Source organism: Rhodococcus sp. NPDC057014, from assembly GCF_042673295.1.
Taxonomy (GTDB): domain Bacteria; phylum Actinomycetota; class Actinomycetes; order Mycobacteriales; family Mycobacteriaceae; genus Rhodococcus_F.
Genome location: NZ_JBHUSF010000001.1, coordinates 45,817 through 65,986 on the forward strand (window position 1 = coordinate 45,817; position 20,170 = coordinate 65,986).

General features: G+C 68.4%; 19 protein-coding genes. 16 read left to right on the top strand and 3 right to left on the bottom strand.

Annotated features, from left to right (window positions below):
• The first annotated feature begins 66 nt into the window (after positions 1 to 66).
• The 8 genes from adh to ACFTZB_RS00240 all read left to right on the top strand — a co-directional run bounded on the left by adh (position 67) and on the right by ACFTZB_RS00240 (position 9,795).
• Positions 67 to 1,590, top strand: coding sequence for an aldehyde dehydrogenase (gene adh / locus ACFTZB_RS00205; RefSeq protein ID WP_015889872.1), 1,524 nt, complete (start codon positions 67 to 69; stop codon positions 1,588 to 1,590).
• Positions 1,590 to 2,132: a DUF779 domain-containing protein gene (locus ACFTZB_RS00210; RefSeq protein ID WP_015889873.1), complete on the top strand. Its 543-nt coding sequence runs from the start codon at positions 1,590 to 1,592 to the stop codon at positions 2,130 to 2,132. Before adh ends, ACFTZB_RS00210 begins: the two co-directional genes overlap by 1 nt.
• 153 nt (positions 2,133 to 2,285) lie before the next feature.
• Positions 2,286 to 3,740: an ethanolamine permease gene (gene eat, locus ACFTZB_RS00215; protein WP_378429551.1), complete on the top strand. Its 1,455-nt coding sequence runs from the start codon at positions 2,286 to 2,288 to the stop codon at positions 3,738 to 3,740.
• Positions 3,737 to 5,149, top strand: coding sequence for an ethanolamine ammonia-lyase subunit EutB (locus tag ACFTZB_RS00220; RefSeq protein WP_378429552.1), 1,413 nt, complete (start codon positions 3,737 to 3,739; stop codon positions 5,147 to 5,149). The genes eat and ACFTZB_RS00220 overlap by 4 nt, the downstream gene beginning before the upstream one ends.
• Positions 5,146 to 5,913 (top strand): ethanolamine ammonia-lyase subunit EutC, encoded by a 768-nt coding sequence (eutC, locus tag ACFTZB_RS00225; RefSeq protein ID WP_378429553.1) that lies wholly within the window; start codon positions 5,146 to 5,148, stop codon positions 5,911 to 5,913. The genes ACFTZB_RS00220 and eutC overlap by 4 nt, the downstream gene beginning before the upstream one ends.
• Before the next feature lie 78 nt (positions 5,914 to 5,991).
• On the top strand, positions 5,992 to 6,537 hold the full coding sequence (locus ACFTZB_RS00230; protein ID WP_378429554.1) for a hypothetical protein: 546 nt from the start codon (positions 5,992 to 5,994) through the stop codon (positions 6,535 to 6,537).
• 119 nt (positions 6,538 to 6,656) lie between these two features.
• Complete coding sequence (locus ACFTZB_RS00235; RefSeq protein WP_378429555.1) at positions 6,657 to 7,997, top strand: MFS transporter; 1,341 nt, start codon at positions 6,657 to 6,659, stop codon at positions 7,995 to 7,997.
• Between the two features lie 160 nt (positions 7,998 to 8,157).
• Positions 8,158 to 9,795 (top strand): AMP-binding protein, encoded by a 1,638-nt coding sequence (locus ACFTZB_RS00240; protein WP_378429556.1) that lies wholly within the window; start codon positions 8,158 to 8,160, stop codon positions 9,793 to 9,795.
• Positions 9,796 to 9,806: 11 nt separating this feature from the next.
• On the opposite strand, the gene ACFTZB_RS00245 is transcribed toward ACFTZB_RS00240, so the two are convergent.
• Together ACFTZB_RS00245 and ACFTZB_RS00250 are read right to left on the bottom strand one after the other, a co-directional pair.
• Positions 9,807 to 10,304, bottom strand: a complete 498-nt coding sequence (locus ACFTZB_RS00245; protein WP_378429557.1) for an ankyrin repeat domain-containing protein — start codon at positions 10,302 to 10,304, stop codon at positions 9,807 to 9,809.
• A gap of 12 nt (positions 10,305 to 10,316) precedes the next feature.
• On the bottom strand, positions 10,317 to 10,901 hold the full coding sequence (locus tag ACFTZB_RS00250) for a heme-binding protein (RefSeq protein ID WP_378429558.1): 585 nt from the start codon (positions 10,899 to 10,901) through the stop codon (positions 10,317 to 10,319).
• A gap of 164 nt (positions 10,902 to 11,065) precedes the next feature.
• Here ACFTZB_RS00250 and ACFTZB_RS00255 point away from each other — a divergent pair, with 164 nt between their 5' ends.
• The 3 genes from ACFTZB_RS00255 (at position 11,066) to ACFTZB_RS00265 (ending at position 13,307) form a co-directional block, all read left to right on the top strand.
• A complete protein-coding gene (locus ACFTZB_RS00255) occupies positions 11,066 to 12,268 on the top strand; it encodes a sensor histidine kinase (RefSeq protein ID WP_378429559.1) in 1,203 nt (400 codons plus the stop codon).
• Positions 12,265 to 12,891 (top strand): response regulator, encoded by a 627-nt coding sequence (locus ACFTZB_RS00260; protein WP_378429560.1) that lies wholly within the window; start codon positions 12,265 to 12,267, stop codon positions 12,889 to 12,891. Before ACFTZB_RS00255 ends, ACFTZB_RS00260 begins: the two co-directional genes overlap by 4 nt.
• A 146-nt stretch (positions 12,892 to 13,037) precedes the next feature.
• Positions 13,038 to 13,307, top strand: coding sequence for a GlsB/YeaQ/YmgE family stress response membrane protein (locus tag ACFTZB_RS00265; protein ID WP_378429561.1), 270 nt, complete (start codon positions 13,038 to 13,040; stop codon positions 13,305 to 13,307).
• Positions 13,308 to 13,357: 50 nt separating this feature from the next.
• Here ACFTZB_RS00265 and ACFTZB_RS00270 read toward each other — a convergent pair whose 3' ends face one another.
• Entirely contained in the window at positions 13,358 to 13,975 is a 618-nt protein-coding gene (locus ACFTZB_RS00270; protein WP_378429562.1) for a TetR/AcrR family transcriptional regulator, read from the bottom strand.
• 116 nt (positions 13,976 to 14,091) lie between these two features.
• Between ACFTZB_RS00270 and ACFTZB_RS00275 the strand changes: the two genes are divergently transcribed.
• Genes ACFTZB_RS00275 through ACFTZB_RS00295 form a run of 5 tightly spaced genes read left to right on the top strand, consistent with a single transcriptional unit; the run spans position 14,092 to position 20,165 of the window.
• Positions 14,092 to 15,681 (top strand): carboxyl transferase domain-containing protein, encoded by a 1,590-nt coding sequence (locus ACFTZB_RS00275; RefSeq protein ID WP_378429563.1) that lies wholly within the window; start codon positions 14,092 to 14,094, stop codon positions 15,679 to 15,681.
• 14 nt (positions 15,682 to 15,695) lie between these two features.
• On the top strand, positions 15,696 to 17,696 hold the full coding sequence (locus ACFTZB_RS00280) for a biotin carboxylase N-terminal domain-containing protein (protein WP_378429591.1): 2,001 nt from the start codon (positions 15,696 to 15,698) through the stop codon (positions 17,694 to 17,696).
• The gene (locus tag ACFTZB_RS00285) at positions 17,693 to 18,853 is read left to right on the top strand and encodes an acyl-CoA dehydrogenase family protein (RefSeq protein WP_378429564.1); all 1,161 of its coding nucleotides are present in this window, start codon (positions 17,693 to 17,695) and stop codon (positions 18,851 to 18,853) included. Before ACFTZB_RS00280 ends, ACFTZB_RS00285 begins: the two co-directional genes overlap by 4 nt.
• On the top strand, positions 18,850 to 19,335 hold the full coding sequence (locus ACFTZB_RS00290) for a MaoC family dehydratase (RefSeq protein ID WP_378429565.1): 486 nt from the start codon (positions 18,850 to 18,852) through the stop codon (positions 19,333 to 19,335). The genes ACFTZB_RS00285 and ACFTZB_RS00290 overlap by 4 nt, the downstream gene beginning before the upstream one ends.
• Positions 19,332 to 20,165, top strand: coding sequence for an HpcH/HpaI aldolase/citrate lyase family protein (locus tag ACFTZB_RS00295; RefSeq protein ID WP_378429566.1), 834 nt, complete (start codon positions 19,332 to 19,334; stop codon positions 20,163 to 20,165). The genes ACFTZB_RS00290 and ACFTZB_RS00295 overlap by 4 nt, the downstream gene beginning before the upstream one ends.
• Positions 20,166 to 20,170: the final 5 nt, after the last annotated feature.

Genomic DNA, 20,170 nt, shown 5'->3' on the forward strand with positions numbered 1-20,170 from the left:
GGTCCCTAGTGTTGTGAGTCACACCGAGAAAGTTCCACCGAGTTTCACGACACCAGGGAGTTATCGATGACCGTGTATGCCCGCCCGGGTTCGCCCGACGCCGTCATGTCCTTCCAATCGCGTTACGACAACTGGATCGGCGGCCAGTGGGTTGCGCCCGTCAAGGGCCAGTACTTCGAGAATCCGACCCCCGTCACCGGGCAGCCGTTCTGTGAGGTCGCGCGGTCGACGTCGGAGGACATCGAACTCGCTCTCGACGCCGCCCACGCCGCGGCTCCGGCCTGGGGCAAGACGTCGGTGGCCGAGCGCGCCATCATCCTGAACAAGATCGCGGACCGCATCGAGGAGAACCTCGAGTCCATCGCGCTCGCCGAGTCCTGGGACAACGGCAAGCCGATCCGCGAGACCCTGAACGCCGACATTCCGTTGGCGATCGACCACTTCCGCTACTTCGCCGGCGCGATCCGCGCGCAGGAAGGCGCCCTGTCGGAGATCGACTCCGACACCGTCGCCTACCACTTCCACGAGCCGCTCGGCGTCGTCGGCCAGATCATCCCGTGGAACTTCCCGATCCTGATGGCCGTGTGGAAGCTCGCTCCCGCGCTCGCCGCAGGCAACGCGGTCGTTCTCAAGCCCGCCGAGCAGACCCCGGCGTCGATCCTGCACCTGATCTCCGTCATCGGCGACCTGCTGCCCGCCGGTGTGGTGAACATCGTCAACGGCTTCGGTGTCGAGGCGGGCAAGCCGCTGGCCTCGAGCCCGCGGATCCGGAAGATCGCGTTCACCGGTGAGACCACCACCGGCCGGCTCATCATGCAGTACGCGTCGCAGAATTTGATCCCCGTCACCCTCGAACTCGGCGGCAAGAGCCCCAACATCTTCTTCTCCGATGTGCTGTCGTCCAATGACGACTACCAGGACAAGGCGCTCGAGGGCTTCACGATGTTCGCCCTCAACCAGGGTGAGGTGTGCACCTGCCCGTCGCGGTCGCTGATCCAGGAGGACATCTTCGACGAGTTCCTCGCGATGGCGGCCATCCGCACCAAGGCCGTCCGCCAGGGCGACCCGCTCGACACCGACACGATGATCGGCGCGCAGGCCTCCAACGATCAGCTCGAGAAGATCCTGTCGTACATCGAGATCGGCAAGGGCGAGGGCGCGAAGGTGATCACCGGTGGTGAGCGCGCCGAACTCGGCGGCGACCTGTCCGGCGGCTACTACGTGCAGCCGACCATCTTCACCGGTCAGAACAAGATGCGGATCTTCCAGGAGGAGATCTTCGGTCCCGTCGTGTCCGTCACGTCGTTCAAGGACTACGACCAGGCCATCGAGATCGCGAACGACACGCTGTACGGCCTCGGCGCCGGCGTGTGGTCCCGCGACGGTGGCGTCGCCTACCGGGCGGGCCGCGACATCCAGGCCGGCCGCGTGTGGACCAACACGTACCACCAGTACCCGGCGCACGCCGCGTTCGGTGGCTACAAGCAGTCCGGCATCGGCCGCGAGAACCACCTGATGATGCTCGAGCACTACCAGCAGACGAAGAACCTGCTGGTCAGCTACGCCCAGAAGGCTCAGGGCTTCTTCTGATGGACGCAGCCCGGGCGCCGCAGCGCCTGAAGGCAACCGCCGGGGCGGTGGAGCTTCTCCGCCGCCTCGGCGGTACCCACGGGGCGCTGATGATGCATCAGTCCGGCGGATGCTGCGACGGGTCCGCGCCGATGTGCTATCCCGACGGCGAATTCATCGTCGGTGACCGCGACGTGCTGCTCGGTGTCCTCGACCTGCGTCTCGGCGTGGGGGAGACCCCGTCCACCCGGCCCGAGGGTGCCGACGCCGTGCCCGTGTGGATCTCCGGTTCGCAGTTCGAGGCGTGGAAGCATACCCAGCTGGTGCTCGACGTGGTGCCCGGTCGCGGTTCGGGCTTCAGCCTCGAAAGCCCGGAAGGCATGCGCTTCCTCAGCCGTGCGCGTGCCTTCACCCCGGAGGAGAACACCAGCCTCGCCGCGGAGGACGTCATCGTGGGCGAGCGGTGGGAGCAGGGCTGGAGGCCCGCACCGTCACCCGAACCGCAAGTGGTCGCCGAAGCCGTCGACGCATGTCCCGTGCCCGCTCGCCGCCCGGGCCCCTAGCGCCCGAAGTTCACTGCGACCGCGGTTTTTACGTCGTGGTCACGTTTTGCTGACACGACGTGTACACAGCTCATTCACCATTGGCCTCGGCCGTTCGGCACCGCTCTCGCGCGCCGTCGGCGAGGCAACATTCGGATCGACGTAGGGGACGGAATGTCACTCGTAGAACCATCCAAGAATTCCGGAACCGGTAAACACCACGATGCTGCCGATTTCCACTCGGAAGACAACAGTTATCTGGAAAAACGCACGCTCCGTAAGGGTTCGGCGGGCTGGGTGCTGCTCGCAGGCCTCGGCGTCAGCTACGTGATCTCCGGCGATTACGCCGGATGGAACAACGGCCTCGCCGAGGGCGGATTCGGCGGACTGCTGATCGCCGGTGTCGTCATCGCGGGCATGTACCTGGCCATGGTGCTCGGGATGGCCGAGATGTCCTCCGCTCTGCCCGCCGCGGGCGGCGGTTACACGTTCGCCCGCCGGGCGCTCGGACCGTGGGGCGGATTCGCCACCGGCACGGCCATTCTCATCGAATATGCGATCGCGCCCGCCGCCATCGCGACATTCATCGGCAGCTATGTCGAATCACTGAACCTGTTCGGCATCACCGACGGGTGGTGGGTGTACCTGGCGGTCTACGCGATCTTCATCGGAATCCACCTGACCGGCGCCGGCGAGGCGCTCAAAGCCATGTTCGTCATCACGGCGATCGCACTCGTCGGGCTCGTGATCTTCGCGGTCTCCGCGATCGGGCTGTTCGACGCGGGCAACCTCACCGACATCGCCGCGACGGATGCGGCGGGGGCATCGAGTTTCCTGCCGTTCGGCGCTTTCGGCATCTGGGCGGCCGTCCCGTTCGCCATCTGGTTCTTCCTCGCCGTCGAAGGCGTGCCGCTGGCCGCCGAAGAGGCACGCGAGCCGGAGAAGAATGTACCGCGCGGAATCATCATCAGCATGCTCGTCCTCATCGTCACGGGGGCCACGGTCCTGTTCCTCGCGACGGGAGCACTGGGTGCCGAGAGCCTGTCGACGTCCGGGAATCCGCTGGTCGAGGCGCTCGGTGACGGAACCGCGGCGAAGGTCGTCAACTACATCGGCCTGGCCGGCCTCGTCGCCAGCTTCTTCTCGATCATGTACGCCTACTCGCGGCAGACGTTCGCGCTGTCCCGCGCCGGTTACCTGCCGACGAACCTGTCGGTCACCAACTCGCGGAAGGCCCCCACGCTCGCACTCATCGTGCCGGGTGTCATCGGGTTCGTACTCTCGCTCACCGGGGAAGGCGCGATGCTGCTGAACATGGCCGTGTTCGGCGCGGCCGTCAGCTACGTGCTGATGATGGTCAGCCACATCGTCCTCCGCAAGCGCGAGCCGGAGATGAAGCGGCCGTACCGCACACCCGGCGGCATCGCCACCACGTCGTTCGCGCTGGTCATCGCGGCCGCCGCGGTGATCGCCACGTTCCTCGTCGATCCGGTCGCCGCACTGTGGACGCTGATCGCGTTCGCGGCCTTCATGGCGTACTTCGGCCTGTACAGCCGCCATCACCTCGTTGCCAATTCGCCCGACGAGGAGTTTGCTGTTCTTGCAAAGGCAGAGGAAGAATTGGAATGACCACCTACAGTCACGGAGTCGCGGGAACCGGGTACACGTTCGACGGTCTCGTGGACCTCATGGCCAAGGCGACACCACTGCGCAGCGGGGACGAACTCGCCGGCTGCGCGGCGTCGTCCGACGCCGAACGCGCCGCCGCGCAGTGGGCGCTGGCCGATGTCCCGCTCGGCACGTTCCTGAACGAACTCGTGGTGCCTTACGAGGACGACGAGGTCACGAGGCTCATCATCGACTCGCACGACCGGGTCGCGTTCGGCGAGATCTCCCACCTCACCGTCGGCGGCCTGCGCGACTGGCTGCTGGACGTCGCCGCGCGGGACCGCGCAGCCGAGACGTTCCGCCGCGTCGCGCCGGGGCTGACCCCGGAGATGGTCGCGGCGGTCAGCAAGATCATGCGCAACCAGGACCTCATCGCGGTCGCGCGGGCCGTCACCGTCACCGCGGGGTTCCGGACCACGCTCGGCGTGCCCGGCCACCTGGGAACCCGGCTGCAGCCCAACCACCCCACCGACGACCCCCGCGGGATCGCCGCCGCCACCCTCGACGGACTGCTGCTCGGCTGCGGTGACGCCGTCATCGGCATCAACCCGGCCACCGATTCGCCGCACGCCACCGCGGAACTGCTGCACCTGCTCGACGACATCCGTCAGCGCTTCGACATTCCCGCGCAGTCGTGCGTGCTGTCGCACGTGACCACCACGATGGGCCTGATCGAGGACGGCGTTCCCGTCGACCTCGTGTTCCAGTCGATCGCCGGAACGCAGGGCGCCAATTCCAGTTTCGGCGTCGACATCTCGCTGCTGCGGCAGGCGAACGAGGCAGGCCGGTCGCTGAAACGCGGCACCGTCGGCGACAACGTGATGTATCTGGAAACCGGGCAGGGGTCGGCCCTGAGCGCCGGGGCACACCTCGGCACGGGAGGCAGGCCCGTCGACCAGCAGACCCTCGAGACCCGGGCGTACGCGGTGGCCCGCGACCTCGAACCGCTACTGATCAACACGGTGGTCGGTTTCATCGGACCCGAGTACCTGTACGACGGCAAGCAGATCATCAGGGCCGGGCTCGAGGACCATTTCTGCGGGAAACTCCTGGGCCTGCCGATGGGTGTCGACGTCTGCTACACCAACCACGCCGAGGCCGATCAGGACGACATGGACACGCTGCTCACCCTGCTCGGTGTGGCTGGCGCGGCCTTCGTCATCGCGGTGCCCGGAGCGGACGACGTCATGCTCGGGTACCAGAGTCTGTCGTTCCACGACGCGCTGTACGCACGTCAAGTGCTCGGACTCAGACCGGCACCGGAATTCGAGGTCTGGATGCGCCGTCTCGGGATGGTCGACGACGCCGGTCGTGTGCTGCCGGTCGACGCCGCGGCGTCGCCGCTTCGAGCGCTGACGGGGGCACGATGACCGATCCTGTCGCACAAGACTTCTGGGCCGAACTGCGAGCCACGACGCAGGCGCGTATCGGACTCGGCCGCACCGGGGACGCGCTGCCGACGCAGCGCGTCCTCGAGTTCCGGTCGGCGCACGCCGCGGCCCGCGACGCCGTCCACCAGCCGCTCGACGCGCAGGCGCTGGCCGAACAGGTCGAGGCGGTGGGCCTGGGCAGACCGGTGGTCGTGACGAGCAAAGCGTCGGATCGGAGCGAGTACCTGCGCCGGCCCGATCTGGGGCGCACACCGGCAGATCTGTCCGGTGTCCCCGCGGGGACGGCCGAGGTGGGATTCGTCCTCGCCGACGGGTTGTCGCCCCGCGCGCTCACCGACCACGGGGTGTCGCTGCTGTCCGCGCTGGTCGACGAGTTCGGCGGCACGTACTCGCTGGCGCCGCCGGTGATCGCGACCCAGGCCCGGGTGGCGCTCGGCGACCACATCGCGCAGGCCCTGGGTGTGCAGACGCTCGTCCTGCTGATCGGCGAGCGGCCGGGACTGTCGGTGGCCGACAGCGTCGGCGTCTACCTCACGCACCTCCCGCGCCCCGGACGCACCGACGCCGACCGGAACTGCGTGTCCAACATCCACCCACCCGAGGGGCTCGGCTACGAACTCGCCGCCCGCGTCGTGGCGGGACTCGTGTCCGGCGCCCGGAAACTGGGCCGGTCCGGAGTGGACCTGAAGGACACTTCCCGCGCGGATGCGCTGGCAGCCCCCTCGGAGATCCTCGAACTGTAGTCGTGTTATCTAAAGGGCGGCAGGTCCGACCGGGCCTGCGGAGAACCGCCCTGGACGGGGTGTGACGAGGAGAGATCTATGGCCTTCGCTGGCAATGTGGACGAATTGGCCCTGCTGCAGGCGGTCCGGTTGAAAGAGCAGGTCAGCGCGGCGGTACTCGCCGAACATCTCGGTGTGAGCGCCGCGTCCGCGCAGGCCGCGTACGACGCGCTGCTCACCCAGGGCAAGGCGCAGGAGGTCTCGGACGGCCGGATCACGCTCACCGACGCCGGGCTGTCGGAGCTCGAGGACCAGCTCGACGCCGAGCGGGTGTCCATCGACGAGGACTCCATCGCCGAGGTGTACGAGAGCTTCGTGCCGTTCCACGAGGAGTTCGTCGGACTGATCGACACGGCCGACGCCGATCAGCTCGCCGACCTGGACCGCCGCGCGTCGGTCGTGTTCGACGACCTGTCGGCGTTCGTGCCCCGGCTGTCCCGCTACCAGGACCTGTTCGCCGATGCCCTCGCGAAAGTCGCTGCGGGGGAGACGAAGTGGATCTCGGAGCCCGTGATCGACTCCTACGCCACCGTGTGGACCGAGCTGCGCAGGGAGCTGATCGGCGCGTCCGGCGCCACCGAATGACGTGAGCCGCGTCACCACCCCCCATTCGGGGGTGGTGACGCAGTGAGCCGGATCACTACTTTTCCTCTCATCCGGGATACGCCCACCAGGGCGTTCCCCACGGACCACGGAGGAATCGAGTGACCACAGTCTCCAACTCGGGTGCGGGCGCCCCCCACGCTCCCACGCCGGTGCGACAGGGCGGTACCAGCGTCCGCAAGGTGGCCATTGCCAGTGGCATCGGCACGACCATCGAGTTCTACGACTTCTTCATCTACGGCACCGCCGCAGCGCTGGTGTTCCCCACGGTGTTCTTTCCCGCCCTCGGCTCCACCGCCGGCACCGTCGCCTCCTTCGCGACCTTCGCCGTCGCGTTCGTCGCCAGGCCGGTGGGCGCGATGCTGTTCGGCCACTACGGTGACCGGATCGGGCGGAAGAAGACCCTGATCTCCACGCTGATCCTGATGGGCGTCTCGACCTTCCTCATCGGCCTGCTGCCCGGCGCCGAGACGATCGGCGTCGCGGCCCCGATCCTGTTGGTGCTGCTGCGTTTCGGGCAGGGATTCGCCGTCGGTGGCGAGTGGGCGGGCGCCACGCTGCTGACGGCGGAATACGCACCCCCGGGCAAACGCGGCCTCTACGCGATGTTCCCGCAACTCGGGCCCGCGGTGGCCTTCATCCTCTCCAGCGCCACGTTCCTCGTCACCGGCACCCTGCTCGGCGACACCAACGAGGTCTTCCTCGACTACGGGTGGCGGATTCCGTTCCTGTTCAGCGCCGTCCTCGTCGGCATCGGTCTCTACATGCGCCTGGCGATCGAGGAGACCCCGGTGTTCCGCGCCGCGCAGCAGGCCGACCGGGCCGACGCGGCCCCGCGCACCCTTCCACTGATGGACGCCTGGCGCTACCAGACCAAGGAGATCCTGCTCTCGGCAGGCGCGCTCGCCACCCTGTTCGCGTTCTTCTACATGGGCACGGCGTTCCTCACCAGCTACGGCACCAAGACCCTCGGGTTCAGCCGCCCGTTCGTGCTGACGGTCGGGATCGCCTCGGCGGTGGTCTTCGGATTCACCATCGTCGTCTCGGCGCTGTACTCGGACCGGATCGGACGCCGACGGGTCATCATGATCTCCTGCGGCCTGGCCGTCGTATGGGCGCTCGCGCTGTTCCCGCTGCTGGACACCGGTTCGCCCGTCGCATTCACGATCGGTGTGATGGTGACGCTCGCGATCTTCGGAATCGCCTACGGTCCCTGCGGCGCCCTGCTCCCGGAAATGTTCCAGACGCGGTACCGCTACACCGGCGCGGGCCTCGGCTACAACCTCGCCGGCGTGCTCGGCGGCGCGGTTCCGCCGCTGATCGCCGCGCCCCTGGCGTCCGCGTACGGCAGCGTCGCGATCGGCGTGCTACTCGCCGTCCTCGGTGTGTTGAGCCTGCTGTGCACGAAGGCCCTGGTGGAAACGAAAGACGACGCGCTCTGACGTCGCAGGCGGGGGTGTCCGGACTTCGCACAGTTACCGGCACCCCTCGCCGTGCAGTATGCCCTGGATCACAACAACCAAGAGTAAGTTCGACCGCGGAAGGGCCTTCCGGTCTGCCCGTCCCGTAGGCGCCCGAACGGGCTCCTGGAGAGGAAGAGTGATGACGACCCCGCTTCCCAGCTACACCCACGGCGTGTGGGACGCCCCGATGCTCGGCGACACCATCGGAGACAACTTCGATCGGACCGTGGCCGCCCACGCCGATCGTGACGCCCTGGTCGACCGGCCGTCGGGTCGGCGGTGGACGTACGCCGAGCTGAAGCGGGACGTCGACGCGGTGGCGGCCGGTTTGCTGAAGCGGGGCATCGCGAAGGGCGACCGGGTCGGAATCTGGGCGCCGAACTGCCCGGAGTGGACGCTGATCCAGTACGCGACCGCGAAGATCGGCGCGATCCTCGTCAACATCAACCCCGCCTACCGGGCGCACGAATTGAAGTACGTGCTCGACCAGGCCGGTGTCCGGCTGCTCGTGTCGGCTCCGCAGTTCAAGTCGTCGGACTACGCGGCGATGATCGAGGAGGTCCGGCCCGAGTGCGACGACCTCGAGATGGTCGTGCTGCTCGGGAGTGCCGAATGGAGCAGGCTGGCGTCGGACGGCATGGCCGCGCATGCCGCGGATCCGGCCCGGCTGCCCGCGGCGCAGGCCGCGCTGTCGCCCGACGACCCGATCAACATCCAATACACCTCGGGGACAACCGGGTTCCCGAAGGGGGCGACGCTCAGCCACCACAACATCCTCAACAACGGGTACTTCGTCGGCGAGCTGTGCCACTACACCGAGAACGACCGCGTCTGCATCCCCGTGCCGTTCTACCACTGCTTCGGCATGGTCATGGGCAACCTCGCGTGCACGAGTCACGGCGCGACCATGGTGATTCCGGGTCCCTCGTTCGATCCGAAGGCGACGCTGCAGGCCGTCGAGGCGGAGAAGTGCACGTCGCTGTACGGGGTGCCGACGATGTTCATCGCCGAACTCGCCGACCACGACTTCGAGTCCTTCGACCTGTCCAGTCTGCGGACCGGGATCATGGCCGGATCGCCCTGCCCGGTCGAGGTGATGAAGCACGTCATCGAGCTGATGGGGATGGCCGAGGTCTCCATCTGCTACGGCATGACCGAGACGTCGCCGGTGTCGCTGCAGACGCGGGCGGACGACACCATCGACCAGAAGGTCTCCACCGTAGGCCGGGTCGGCCCACATCTCGAGGTCAAGATCGTCGATCCGGCAACAGGATTGACCGTTCCGCGGGGCGAGCCGGGGGAGCTGTGCACCCGCGGGTACTCGGTGATGCTCGGGTACTGGAACAACCCGGAGAAGAGCGCGGAAGCGATCGACGCCGGACGGTGGATGCACACCGGCGACATCGGTGTGATGGATTCCGACGGGTACGTCGCGATCACCGGGCGGATCAAGGACATGGTGATCCGCGGCGGCGAGAACGTCTACCCCCGGGAGATCGAAGAGTTCCTGTACACCCATCCCGACATCCTCGACGCGCAGGTGATCGGCGTGCCGGACGCGAAGTACGGCGAGGAACTGATGGTGTGGGTGCGGATGAAGGAAGACACCGAACCCCTGGACGCGGCGAAGGTGCGCGAATTCTGCACCGGCAAGCTGGCCCACTACAAGATCCCGAAGTACGTGCACGTCGTCGACGAGTTTCCGATGACCGTGACGGGCAAGGTGCGCAAGGTCGAGATGCGTGAGCAGTCCCTCGACCTGATAGGGCACACCTGACCCGCCCCCCGTCACCCGGTCCGCAGTAGCGCCGCGACGGCATCCTGTCCGCGTCGCTGCGCGTGCTGCAGTGCCGTCCGGCCGTCGGCGTCCTCGATGGCCGGATCGGCGCCCGCGTCGAGGAGCAGTCGGACGACGTCCTGGTAGCGGGCGGAGCCGTCGCCGTAGACCACGGCCTCGAGCAGTGCCGTCCAGCCCGGATCGTTGACGTGGTTCACCGGCACACCCGCCTCGATCAGCATCCGCACGGTCTCGACGTGGCCATGCTCGGCCGCCGGGATCAGCGCGGTTCCGCCGAACCGGTTGGTGCTGGTCACGTCGGCGCCGTGGTCGAGGGTGAGCGCGAGAATCTCGTTCAGCCCCTCCGCGCCCGCATACAGGAACGCCGAGTCCTCGCGGGCGTTCTTCGCGTTCACGTCGGCCCCGGCGTCGAGCAGCGCGCGCACCGCCGACGCGTCGTCACGGGCGACGGCGTCGAACAGCGCATGCTCGAGTTCGGGTGTCGACACGGGGGCGGCTCTTCAACCGACGGCGCCGGCGATCGCGTCGAGACCGGCGGCCGCGCAGGCCTGATCCCGCATTCCGTCGGGGGCGCCGCCGACGCCGATACCCGCGATCGACCCGCTCGCCGATTTCACGCTCACGCCGCCCGCGAGGAACAACGTGCCGGGAAGGTCGGCGACCGTCGCGCCGTCGCCCTTGGCGCGTTCGCTCAGGTCGCTGGTGTTCGCGCCGAACGCGGCGGCGGTGTACGCCTTCTGCCGGGCCGCCTCCACGGTGTGCTGCGCGGCATTGTCGCCCCGCAACATGGCCTGCACGTTGCCGTTGCGGTCGACCACCGACACGGTGACGAAGCCCAGTCCGTCGGCCTGGCACTTCGCGAGCGCCGCCTGCGCGGCGGTCTGCGCCGCCCCGACACCGAGACGGTTCTGGCTGACCAGGCCGTCCGCACCGTCGACGGGGGCGGGTGCGGCGGCCGTCGCGACCGGAGTGGACGCCGCCGTCGCCTCGTCCGTCGTGGAAGCGCCGCACGCAGCGGTCGCGACGATCGCGGCCAGCGGGACGGTGATCGCCAGAATGCGGGGCAGGCGGTGGAAGGTGCGCATCGGAAGGCCTTTCGGGGAAGTGACGAGCTGACGTGACCAGCCTGGCCCGCAGGCACCGGTGATCGCATCGGGCCGACGGCGCTCCCGGACTCATCCGTCCGGCTGCGGCAGATCATCCGAACGGTGGATCCGCGACCTGCCGCACGTCCGTAGGATCCACAGACGTGACGGGACCCGTGGACGGAGTGGACAGAGCGGCCGGCGAGAGTCTGCGCGGCCCGCTCGGTACGGCCATCCATGTCTCCTTCTACGTTCTCCTCGCGACGTCGACGGCGCGGTACCTCACCTACCACGGTGTCAGCGGGCAATTCGTCGTCGTGGTCGCGTTGATCGCGGCGCTCGCCGCGCTGTACACGTCGACCGTGGTGGTGGCGCGGCGGGGCGGTGCGTGGGAACCCTGGGTGTGGCCGGTACTGACGACGTGGGCGGTACTCGTCTGGCTCGCGCCGAGTTTCGCCTGGTGCGCGTTTCCCATGTTCTTCCTGTGCACGAGGGCTTACCCGAGCCGTATCGCGTATCCCGTCGTGGCTGTTCTCGCCGTCCTCACATCGCTGGCGTTCTTCACGTTCTCCGGGCGCACCGAGTGGGCGGTGCTGGTGGGACCGCTGTGCACCGGGGCGCTGATCGTCATGGCGTACAGCCAGATCGAGCGGGACGGCCGGGAGCGGGTGCGGCTGCTCCGTCAGGTCGCAGAGACGCGGTCCCGGCTCGCCGAGACCGAGCGGGAGGCGGGCGTCCTCGCCGAACGCGAACGACTGGCCCGCGAGATCCACGACACCGTGACGCAGGGACTGACGAGCAGCCTCCTCCGGCTCGAAGCCGCCGAGCAGATCTGGGCGCAGGAAGATCCGCGGGCGGAGGCGCGGGCCCGCGAGGACGTCCGCGTGGCGACCGGAACACTGCGCGAGAACCTGGCGGAAACCCGCAGTCTCGTGCACTATCTCGCAGCGCCCAACCTGGAATCCCAGCCGCTCGACGCGGCACTGCTCGCCGCCGCGCGTGCCCACCACCCGCGGGCGGAACTCCGGATCGTGGGCACTCCGATCGCGATTCCTGCGGAGGTGGCGCACGCGCTGCTGCGGATCACCCAGAGCGCGGTTTCCAACATCACCCGGCACGCACGGGCCGAGACCGTCGGTGTCACCCTGACGTACCTTCCGGACGCCGTCGCACTCGACATCTACGACGACGGCGCCGGTTTCGACCCTGCACCCACCGGACCTCCCTCGGACCGCGGCGGATACGGCCTGCGTGCGATGCGCAGTCGCGTCGAGCAACTGGGCGGCACGTTCACCGTCGAGAGCGCACCGGGCGAGGGCACGGTGGTGGCCGCGCAGATACCGTGCGCGAGAGGAGCCGCGGGATGACGAGCGTGACCGTGCTGCTGGTCGACGATCACGCGGTCGTGCGCGCGGGACTGCGGGCGCTGCTCGACTCCCAGCCGGACATCGAGGTGATCGCCGAGGCGGGCACGGGGGAGGAGGCCGTCGACGCCGTGACCGCCCACCGGCCGCGGCTCGTGACGATGGATCTGGCCCTCGGGTCCGGCATCGACGGGGTGGAGGCGATCCGCCGGATCCGGCAGGTCGACCGGGACCTGCCGGTGCTGGTGTTCACGACGTACGACACGGATGCCGACGTCGTCCGCGCCATCGACGCCGGCGCCATCGGGTACCTCCTGAAGGATTCGACGCCCCAGGAGATCTTCGCCGCCGTCCGCGGAGCGGCGGCAGGCCAGAGTGTGCTGTCGCCGCCCGTCGCGTCGCGGCTGCTCCAGCAGATGCAGCGACCCGAAGAGGCCCTCACGCCGCGGGAGGCCGAGTTGCTGACCCTGCTGGCCAAGGGGATGACCAACAAGGAACTCGGCAAGGCCCTGTTCATCAGCGAGGCGACGGTCAAGACGCACCTCGCCCACATCTACTCGAAGCTCGGTGTCGACACCCGGGCCGCGGCCGTGTCCGTGGCGCTGCGGCGGCAGGGCATCCGCTGAACCGGGGATTCGCGGTGGTCCACCGCGTGAACCTTTTGGCAACGATTTGCCGAAGCCCTGTCGAGCGGCTGTCCAGGTGGTTATGTTCGAAATGAGCGGTGACCTTCCGCTCGCACCATGAATTGCGTGTTGAGAGGACAAGGGCCATGGTCGGCAACATCATCGGCACCATCATCTTCGGTGCGGTCATCGGCGTTCTGGCGCGTCTCGTGATTCCGGGAAAGCAGGCGATGGGGTGGGTCATCACCGTCGTCCTCGGCATCATCGGTGCGCTGATCGGGTACTGGGTGTGGGAGGGACTCCTCGACAAGGGCGACACCGGCGGGATCGACTGGATCCGGTGGGTCATCAGCATTGCCGCGGCGGCCGTGCTGACGCTGGGGTACACCGCGATGACGAGCAAGAACAGGGTGTAGCCACCCGAGTAGTGCCTTGCGGCCCGTGAGTACTTATCAACCGCCCGCGGTTAAGAAGTACTCACGGGCCGCAGGCATGAGAACGTCATGTCGCGCAGCACTTTCCGGGTGCGCGACGGGGTGGCGGGGTCGGCGCTGTGCGGGGTCGAGTTGATGAGCCCGAACGTGGCGTGCGCCTTGGTGCGGGCATCCGTCTCGTCCAGCGACGAATCCACCTGCAGCAGCACCTTCACCCAGATCTCCACGTAACGCCGCTGCGTCTGCCGGACCTCCCGGCGCGCGTCGGCGGGCAGGCTCTCCAGGTCTCGGTCCTGGATGCGAATGAGGTCGGGTTCCCCGAGTGCGAAGTCGAGATGGAAATCGATCAGACCTTCCAGCGCCGCGTCCGGGGATTTTGCCTCCGCGGCGACGAGCGACCCGCCTTCGAACAGCCGGGTGCTGATCCCGACGAGCAGTTCGACGAGGACGGCGTCCTTGTTGGGGAAGTGCCGGTACACGGCGGGGCCGCTGATTCCCGCCGCGGAGCCGAGGTCCTCGAGGCGTACTCCGAGGAAGCCCCGTTCGGCGATGAGCCGGGCGGCGGCGTCGAGCAGCTGGCGCCGGCGGTCCGCCTTCATCTGCTCGCGGCGTGTGATCGGGGTCTCGGTGCCGTCGACGTCTGCAGTCATCGCCTTGCTCTTTTCCGCGGTGTGGTCTGGACAACTCAGTTAATCACAGTTATCTTAGTTTCAGTTATCGAGCATTAACTCACTCGGCACGGGCGTCAAGAATAGAAGGCGGCAGGATGGCACTGGGCGGAACCACTGCACGGGAGGGCTACCGGGCAGAGCACACGAAATTGGTCGACGAGCTGAAGTCGCGGCTGGCCGTGGCCGCGCGCGGCGGCAGTGAGAAGTCGCGGGAGCGGCACGTGAGCCGGGGCAAGTTGCTGCCCCGCGATCGGGTGGACACGCTGCTCGATCCCGGCAGCCCGTTCCTGGAGATCTCGCCGCTGGCGGCGAACGGCCTGTACGACGACGAGTGCCCCGGTGCGGGCGTCATCGCCGGCATCGGCCGGGTGTCCGGCCGGGAATGCGTGATCGTCGCCAACGACGCGACCGTCAAGGGCGGCACCTACTACCCGATGACGGTGAAGAAGCACCTGCGGGCGCAGGAGATCGCGCTGCAGAACCAGCTTCCCTGCATCTACCTCGTCGACTCCGGCGGCGCGTTCCTGCCCCGGCAGGACGAGGTGTTCCCCGACCGCGAGCACTTCGGGCGCATCTTCTACAACCAGGCCACGATGAGCGCGCAGGGTATCCCGCAGATCGCGGCGGTCCTCGGCTCCTGCACCGCGGGCGGCGCCTACGTGCCAGCGATGAGCGACGAGGCGGTCATCGTCCGCAACCAGGGCACCATCTTCCTGGGCGGCCCGCCGCTGGTGAAGGCGGCCACCGGTGAGGTCGTCACGGCCGAGGAACTCGGCGGCGGCGACCTGCACTCGAAGGTCTCCGGTGTCACCGATCACCTCGCCGAGGACGACCAGGACGCGCTGCGGATCGTGCGGAACATCGTCGCGACCCTCGGCCCGCGCGCCGAACATCCGTGGGACGTGGTCAGCGCCGTCCCCGCGTCGGCGCCGCAGACCGACCTGTACGACGTGGTCCCCACCGACCCGCGCACCCCGTACGACGTCCACGAGGTCATCGACCGCATCGTCGACGGCAGTGAGTTCCAGGAGTTCAAGGCCGAGTACGGCAAGACCCTGGTCACCGGTTTCGCGCACATCGAGGGCCACCCGGTCGGCATTGTCGCCAACAACGGTGTGCTGTTCGCCGAGTCCGCGATGAAGGGCGCGCATTTCATCGAGCTGTGCGACAAGCGCACGATCCCGCTGCTGTTCCTGCAGAACATCGCCGGTTTCATGGTCGGCCGCGACTACGAGGCGGGCGGCATCGCCAAGCACGGCGCGAAGATGGTGACCGCGGTGGCGTGTGCGCGGGTGCCGAAGCTGACCGTCGTGATCGGCGGCTCCTACGGGGCGGGCAACTACTCGATGTGCGGGCGGGCGTACTCGCCGCGGTTTTTGTGGATGTGGCCGAACGCCCGGATCTCGGTGATGGGCGGGGAGCAGGCGGCGTCGGTGCTCTCGACGGTGCGCAGCGAGCAACTCGACAGCGCGGGCAACCCGTGGTCGGCCGAGGACGAGGAGGCGTTCAAGGCGCCGATCCGTGAGCAGTACGAGGCGCAGGGCAACCCGTACTACTCGACCGCGCGGCTGTGGGACGACGGCATCATCGACCCCGCCGATACCAGAACTGTTCTCGGACTGGCGCTCTCGGTGTGTGCGAACGCACCGGTCGAGCCGGTCTCCTACGGCGTTTTCCGGATGTGAGTGCAATGACTGAAATGACTCGGATCGATACCGTCCTGGTGGCCAACCGCGGCGAGATCGCGGTGCGCGTGATCCGCACCCTGCGGGCCATGGGCATCCGTTCCGTCGCCGTGTTCAGCGAGGCGGACCGCGGTGCCCGGCACGTCCGCGAGGCCGACACCGCGGTGCTGCTCGGCCCGGCCGCGGCGCGGGAGAGTTACCTCGTCATCGAGAAGGTGATCGACGCGGCCCGCGCCACCGGCGCGCAGGGCATCCATCCCGGATACGGGTTCCTGTCGGAGAACTCCAAGTTCGCCGGGGCGTGCGCCGACGCGGGGATCGCGTTCCTCGGCCCGTCCGCCCACGCCATCGAGGTGATGGGCGACAAGATCACCGCCAAGAACGCGGTGGCGAAGTTCGACGTTCCGGTCGTCCCCGGCATCGCCCGGCCCGGCCTGTCCGACGACGAGTTGATCGCGGCCGCCGAAGACATCGGATACCCGGTGCTCGTCAAGCCGTCGGCGGGCGGCGGCGGCAAGGGCATGCGCCTGGTGGAGGAGCCGGGCGCACTGGCCGAGGCGCTGGCCAGCGCGCGACGGGAGGCGGCGTCGGCATTCGGCGACGACACCCTGTTCCTCGAGCGGTTCGTGCTGCGGCCCCGGCACATCGAGGTGCAGATCCTCGCGGACGGGCACGGCAACGTCGTCCACCTCGGGGAGCGCGAATGCAGTCTGCAGCGCAGGCACCAGAAGGTCATCGAGGAGGCGCCGTCGCCGCTGCTGGACGAGGCGACCCGCGCCCGGATCGGGGAGGCCGCCTGCAACACCGCGCGCAGCGTCGACTACTCCGGTGCGGGAACGGTCGAGTTCATCGTCTCCGCCGACACACCCGACGAATTCTTCTTCATGGAGATGAACACCCGGCTGCAGGTCGAGCACCCGGTCACCGAACTCGTCACCGGTCTGGACCTCGTCGAGTGGCAGGTACGGGTCGCCGCCGGGGAGCCGCTCGGGTTCACCCAGGACGACATCACCCTCACCGGCCACGCCATCGAAGCCCGCGTCTACGCCGAGGACCCCAGCCGCGGCTTCCTGCCCACCGGTGGACTGGTGGCCGACGTGGTCGAACCCGCCGGCCCCGGTGTCCGCGTCGATTCCGGGTTGCAGCCGGGCACGGTGGTGGGCAGCGATTACGACCCGATGCTGGCGAAGGTCATCGCCCACGCCGACGACCGCGCCGGCGCGCTGCGGAAACTGGACCGGGCGCTGGCGGGCACCGGTGTGCTGGGAGTGGTCACCAACATCGAGTTCGCGCGCTTCCTGCTCGCCGACCCGGACGTGGTGGCGGGCGATCTCGACACCGGTCTGCTCGACCGGCGGCTCGAGGACTTCGCCGCCGCCGAGGCCACCGACGGTGCCCTGATCGCCGCCGCCGCGTACCGCTGGTTGCAGCGCTGGCCCGAGCGGGCGCAGGCCGATCCGTGGGACGTTCCCAGCGGCTGGCGGGTCGGGACGCCCGCGCCGACCAGCATCCGGTTGTCCTCGGCCACCCGCACCGACCACGTGCGGATCACGGGCAGCCCGGCCGAGGCCACCGCGCAGGTCGAGGACGGCGACACCCTGTCGCTGACCGCGGCGCTCGACGGGACCACGCTCTCGGTGGTGATCGACGGCCGGCGCGAGACCTACCGGGTCGCCCAGACCGACGGGCACATCTGGCTCGCCGGGTCCGACGGCACGACGATGCTGCGGGAGGTCCGCGAACTCAGTGTCCGCACCGGCGACGTCCACGCCGGTGAGGCGGAGATCACCAGCCCCATGCCCGGAGCCGTCATCGCGGTCGGCGTCGAGGCCGGTGCCCACGTCACCGCGGGCCAGAGCCTCGTCGTGGTCGAGGCGATGAAAATGGAGCACTCGCTCACCGCGCCCGTCGACGGCGTCGTCGACATCCTCGTCGCGCCCGGTGACCAGGTGATGGTCGACCAACTACTCGCCCGAGTCACCCCGCACACCGACACGAAAGAAGATGCGTCATGACCGAATTCCTTGCCACCGGCCAGCTTCCGGACGAGTACCAGCAGTTGGCGAAGACCGTCGCCGACTTCGCCAAGAACGTGGTGGCACCGGTCGCGGCGGAACACGACGCCAACCACACCTTCCCGTACGAGGTGGTGTCGGGGATGGCCGAGATGGGCCTGTTCGGCCTGCCGTTCCCGGAGGAGTACGGCGGAATGGGCGGCGACTACTTCGCCCTCTGTCTGGCACTCGAAGAACTCGGCAAGGTCGACCAGAGCGTCGCGATCACCCTCGAGGCCGGCGTGTCGCTGGGTGCGATGCCGATCTACCGGTTCGGCAACGAAGAGCAGAAGCAGGAGTGGCTGCCGCAGTTGACGAGCGGCAAGAGCCTGGCCGCGTTCGGGCTCACCGAGCCGGGTGCCGGAAGTGACGCCGGCGGCACGAAGACCACCGCGAAGTTCGACAGCGGTGAATGGATCATCAACGGCAACAAGCAGTTCATCACCAACTCCGGAACCGACATCACCAAGCTCGTCACCGTCACCGCCGTGACCGGGACGAAGGACGGCAAGAAGGAGATCTCCACCATCCTCGTGCCGACGTCGACACCCGGCTTCACCGCGGAACCGGCGTACAACAAGGTCGGCTGGAACGCCTCCGACACCCACCCGCTCACGTTCTCGGACGTACGGGTTCCCGAGGAGAACCTGCTCGGCGAGCACGGCCGCGGGTACGCAAACTTCCTGCGGATTCTCGACGAGGGCCGCATCGCCATCGCCGCGCTCAGCGTCGGCGCGGCCCAGGGATGCGTCGACGAGTCGGTCAAGTACGCCAAGGAACGGGAGGCGTTCGGACGGCCCATCGGACACAACCAGGCCATCGCGTTCAAGATCGCCCGCATGGAGGCGCGGGCACACACCGCCCGCACGGCGTACTACGACGCCGCCGCCCGGATGCTGTCCGGCAAGCCGTTCAAGAAGCAGGCCGCCATCGCCAAGCTCGTCGCCTCCGAGGCGGCGATGGACAACGCCCGCGACGCCACTCAGATCCACGGCGGCTACGGGTTCATGAACGAGTACACGGTGGCGCGGCACTACCGGGACAGCAAGATCCTGGAGATCGGTGAGGGCACCACCGAGGTTCAGCTGATGCTGATCGCGCGGGAGGCGGGCCTGTGACCGCCACGACCGAACCGAACCGAATCGTTCAGCGGGGACTGTGGTTCGAGGAGTTCGAGCTGGGTGCGGTGTACGAGCACCGCCCCGGCCGGACCGTCACCGAGGCCGACAACGTCCTCTTCACGACGCAGACGATGAACACCCAGGCCCTGCACCTGGACGCGGCGTACAGCGAGAACACCCAGTTCGGTGAGCGCCTCGTCAACTCGATGTTCACCCTCTCGACTCTGGTCGGACTGTCGGTGGCGCAGCTGACGCAGGGGACCATCGTCGCGAACCTGGGGTTCTCGGAGATCAGTTTCCCGAAGCCGCTGTTCCACGGCGACACGCTCTACGCGGAAACGAAGATCGCGGACAAGCGCGAATCGAAGAGCCGTCCCGGCGAAGGGATCGTCACGCTCGAGCACACCGGCCGCAACCAGCACGGCGACGTGGTGGCCGTCGCGGTCCGCAAGACCCTCGTCCAGAAGAAGCCGTCATGAGCTGGGAACTGCCCGGTCCCGCCTGGCTGTTCTGCCCGGCGGACCGGCCCGAACGGTATGCGAAGGCGGCCGCGGCCGCCGACGTCGTGATCCTCGACCTCGAGGACGGGGTGGCGGCCGGCGACAAGGAAGCGGCCCGGATCGCCCTCATCGACACCCCGCTCGATCCCGACCGCACCGTCGTGCGGGTCAACCCGGTCGGCACCGAAGACCACGAACGCGACCTGCTGGCGCTCGACGGCACCCGCTACACCCGGCTCATGCTCGCCAAGTGCGAGTCGCCCGACCAGGTGCTGTCACTGACGCCGCGAGAAGTGATCGCCCTGGTCGAGTCGCCGCTCGGTGCGCTCGCGGTCACCGAGATCGCGTTGGCAGCCGGCACCATCGGTGTGATGTGGGGCGCCGAAGACCTCGTCGCCGCGATGGGCGGCAACTCCAGCCGCCGCGACGACGGCAGCTACCGCGACGTCGCCACCCAGGTGCGGTCGTCGACGCTGCTGGCGGCCAAGGGGTATCACCGGCTCGCGCTCGACTCCGTCTACCTCGACATCAAGGACCTGGACGGGCTCCGCGCCGAGGCCCTCGACGCCGTCGCCGTCGGATTCGACGTCAAGGTCGCCATCCACCCCAGCCAGGTCGCGGTGATCCGCGAGGCGTACGCGCCGTCCGACGCGGACGTCGACTGGGCGACGCGGGTTCTCGCCGCCGTCGCCGACCAGCGCGGGGTCTTCGCGTTCGAGGGAAAGATGGTGGACGCGCCGGTCCTGCGTCACGCCGAGGCGATCCTGCGCCGCTCACAGACCGGTGCGGCGGGGGACGCGCCGGTCTGAGGGCG

Excerpts from the sequence above, each read along its gene's own strand:
- adh (WP_015889872.1), top strand. The coding sequence starts at position 67 with ATGACCGTGTATGCCCGCCCGGGTTCGCCCGACGCCGTCATGTCCTTC.
- ACFTZB_RS00210 (WP_015889873.1), top strand. The coding sequence starts at position 1,590 with ATGGACGCAGCCCGGGCGCCGCAGCGCCTGAAGGCAACCGCCGGGGCG.
- eat (WP_378429551.1), top strand. The coding sequence starts at position 2,286 with ATGTCACTCGTAGAACCATCCAAGAATTCCGGAACCGGTAAACACCAC.
- ACFTZB_RS00220 (WP_378429552.1), top strand. The coding sequence starts at position 3,737 with ATGACCACCTACAGTCACGGAGTCGCGGGAACCGGGTACACGTTCGAC.
- eutC (WP_378429553.1), top strand. The coding sequence starts at position 5,146 with ATGACCGATCCTGTCGCACAAGACTTCTGGGCCGAACTGCGAGCCACG.
- ACFTZB_RS00230 (WP_378429554.1), top strand. The coding sequence starts at position 5,992 with ATGGCCTTCGCTGGCAATGTGGACGAATTGGCCCTGCTGCAGGCGGTC.
- ACFTZB_RS00240 (WP_378429556.1), top strand. The coding sequence starts at position 8,158 with ATGACGACCCCGCTTCCCAGCTACACCCACGGCGTGTGGGACGCCCCG.
- ACFTZB_RS00250 (WP_378429558.1), bottom strand. The coding sequence starts at position 10,901 with ATGCGCACCTTCCACCGCCTGCCCCGCATTCTGGCGATCACCGTCCCG.
- ACFTZB_RS00260 (WP_378429560.1), top strand. The coding sequence starts at position 12,265 with ATGACGAGCGTGACCGTGCTGCTGGTCGACGATCACGCGGTCGTGCGC.
- ACFTZB_RS00265 (WP_378429561.1), top strand. The coding sequence starts at position 13,038 with ATGGTCGGCAACATCATCGGCACCATCATCTTCGGTGCGGTCATCGGC.
- ACFTZB_RS00270 (WP_378429562.1), bottom strand. The coding sequence starts at position 13,975 with ATGACTGCAGACGTCGACGGCACCGAGACCCCGATCACACGCCGCGAG.
- ACFTZB_RS00275 (WP_378429563.1), top strand. The coding sequence starts at position 14,092 with ATGGCACTGGGCGGAACCACTGCACGGGAGGGCTACCGGGCAGAGCAC.
- ACFTZB_RS00280 (WP_378429591.1), top strand. The coding sequence starts at position 15,696 with ATGACTCGGATCGATACCGTCCTGGTGGCCAACCGCGGCGAGATCGCG.
- ACFTZB_RS00285 (WP_378429564.1), top strand. The coding sequence starts at position 17,693 with ATGACCGAATTCCTTGCCACCGGCCAGCTTCCGGACGAGTACCAGCAG.
- ACFTZB_RS00295 (WP_378429566.1), top strand. The coding sequence starts at position 19,332 with ATGAGCTGGGAACTGCCCGGTCCCGCCTGGCTGTTCTGCCCGGCGGAC.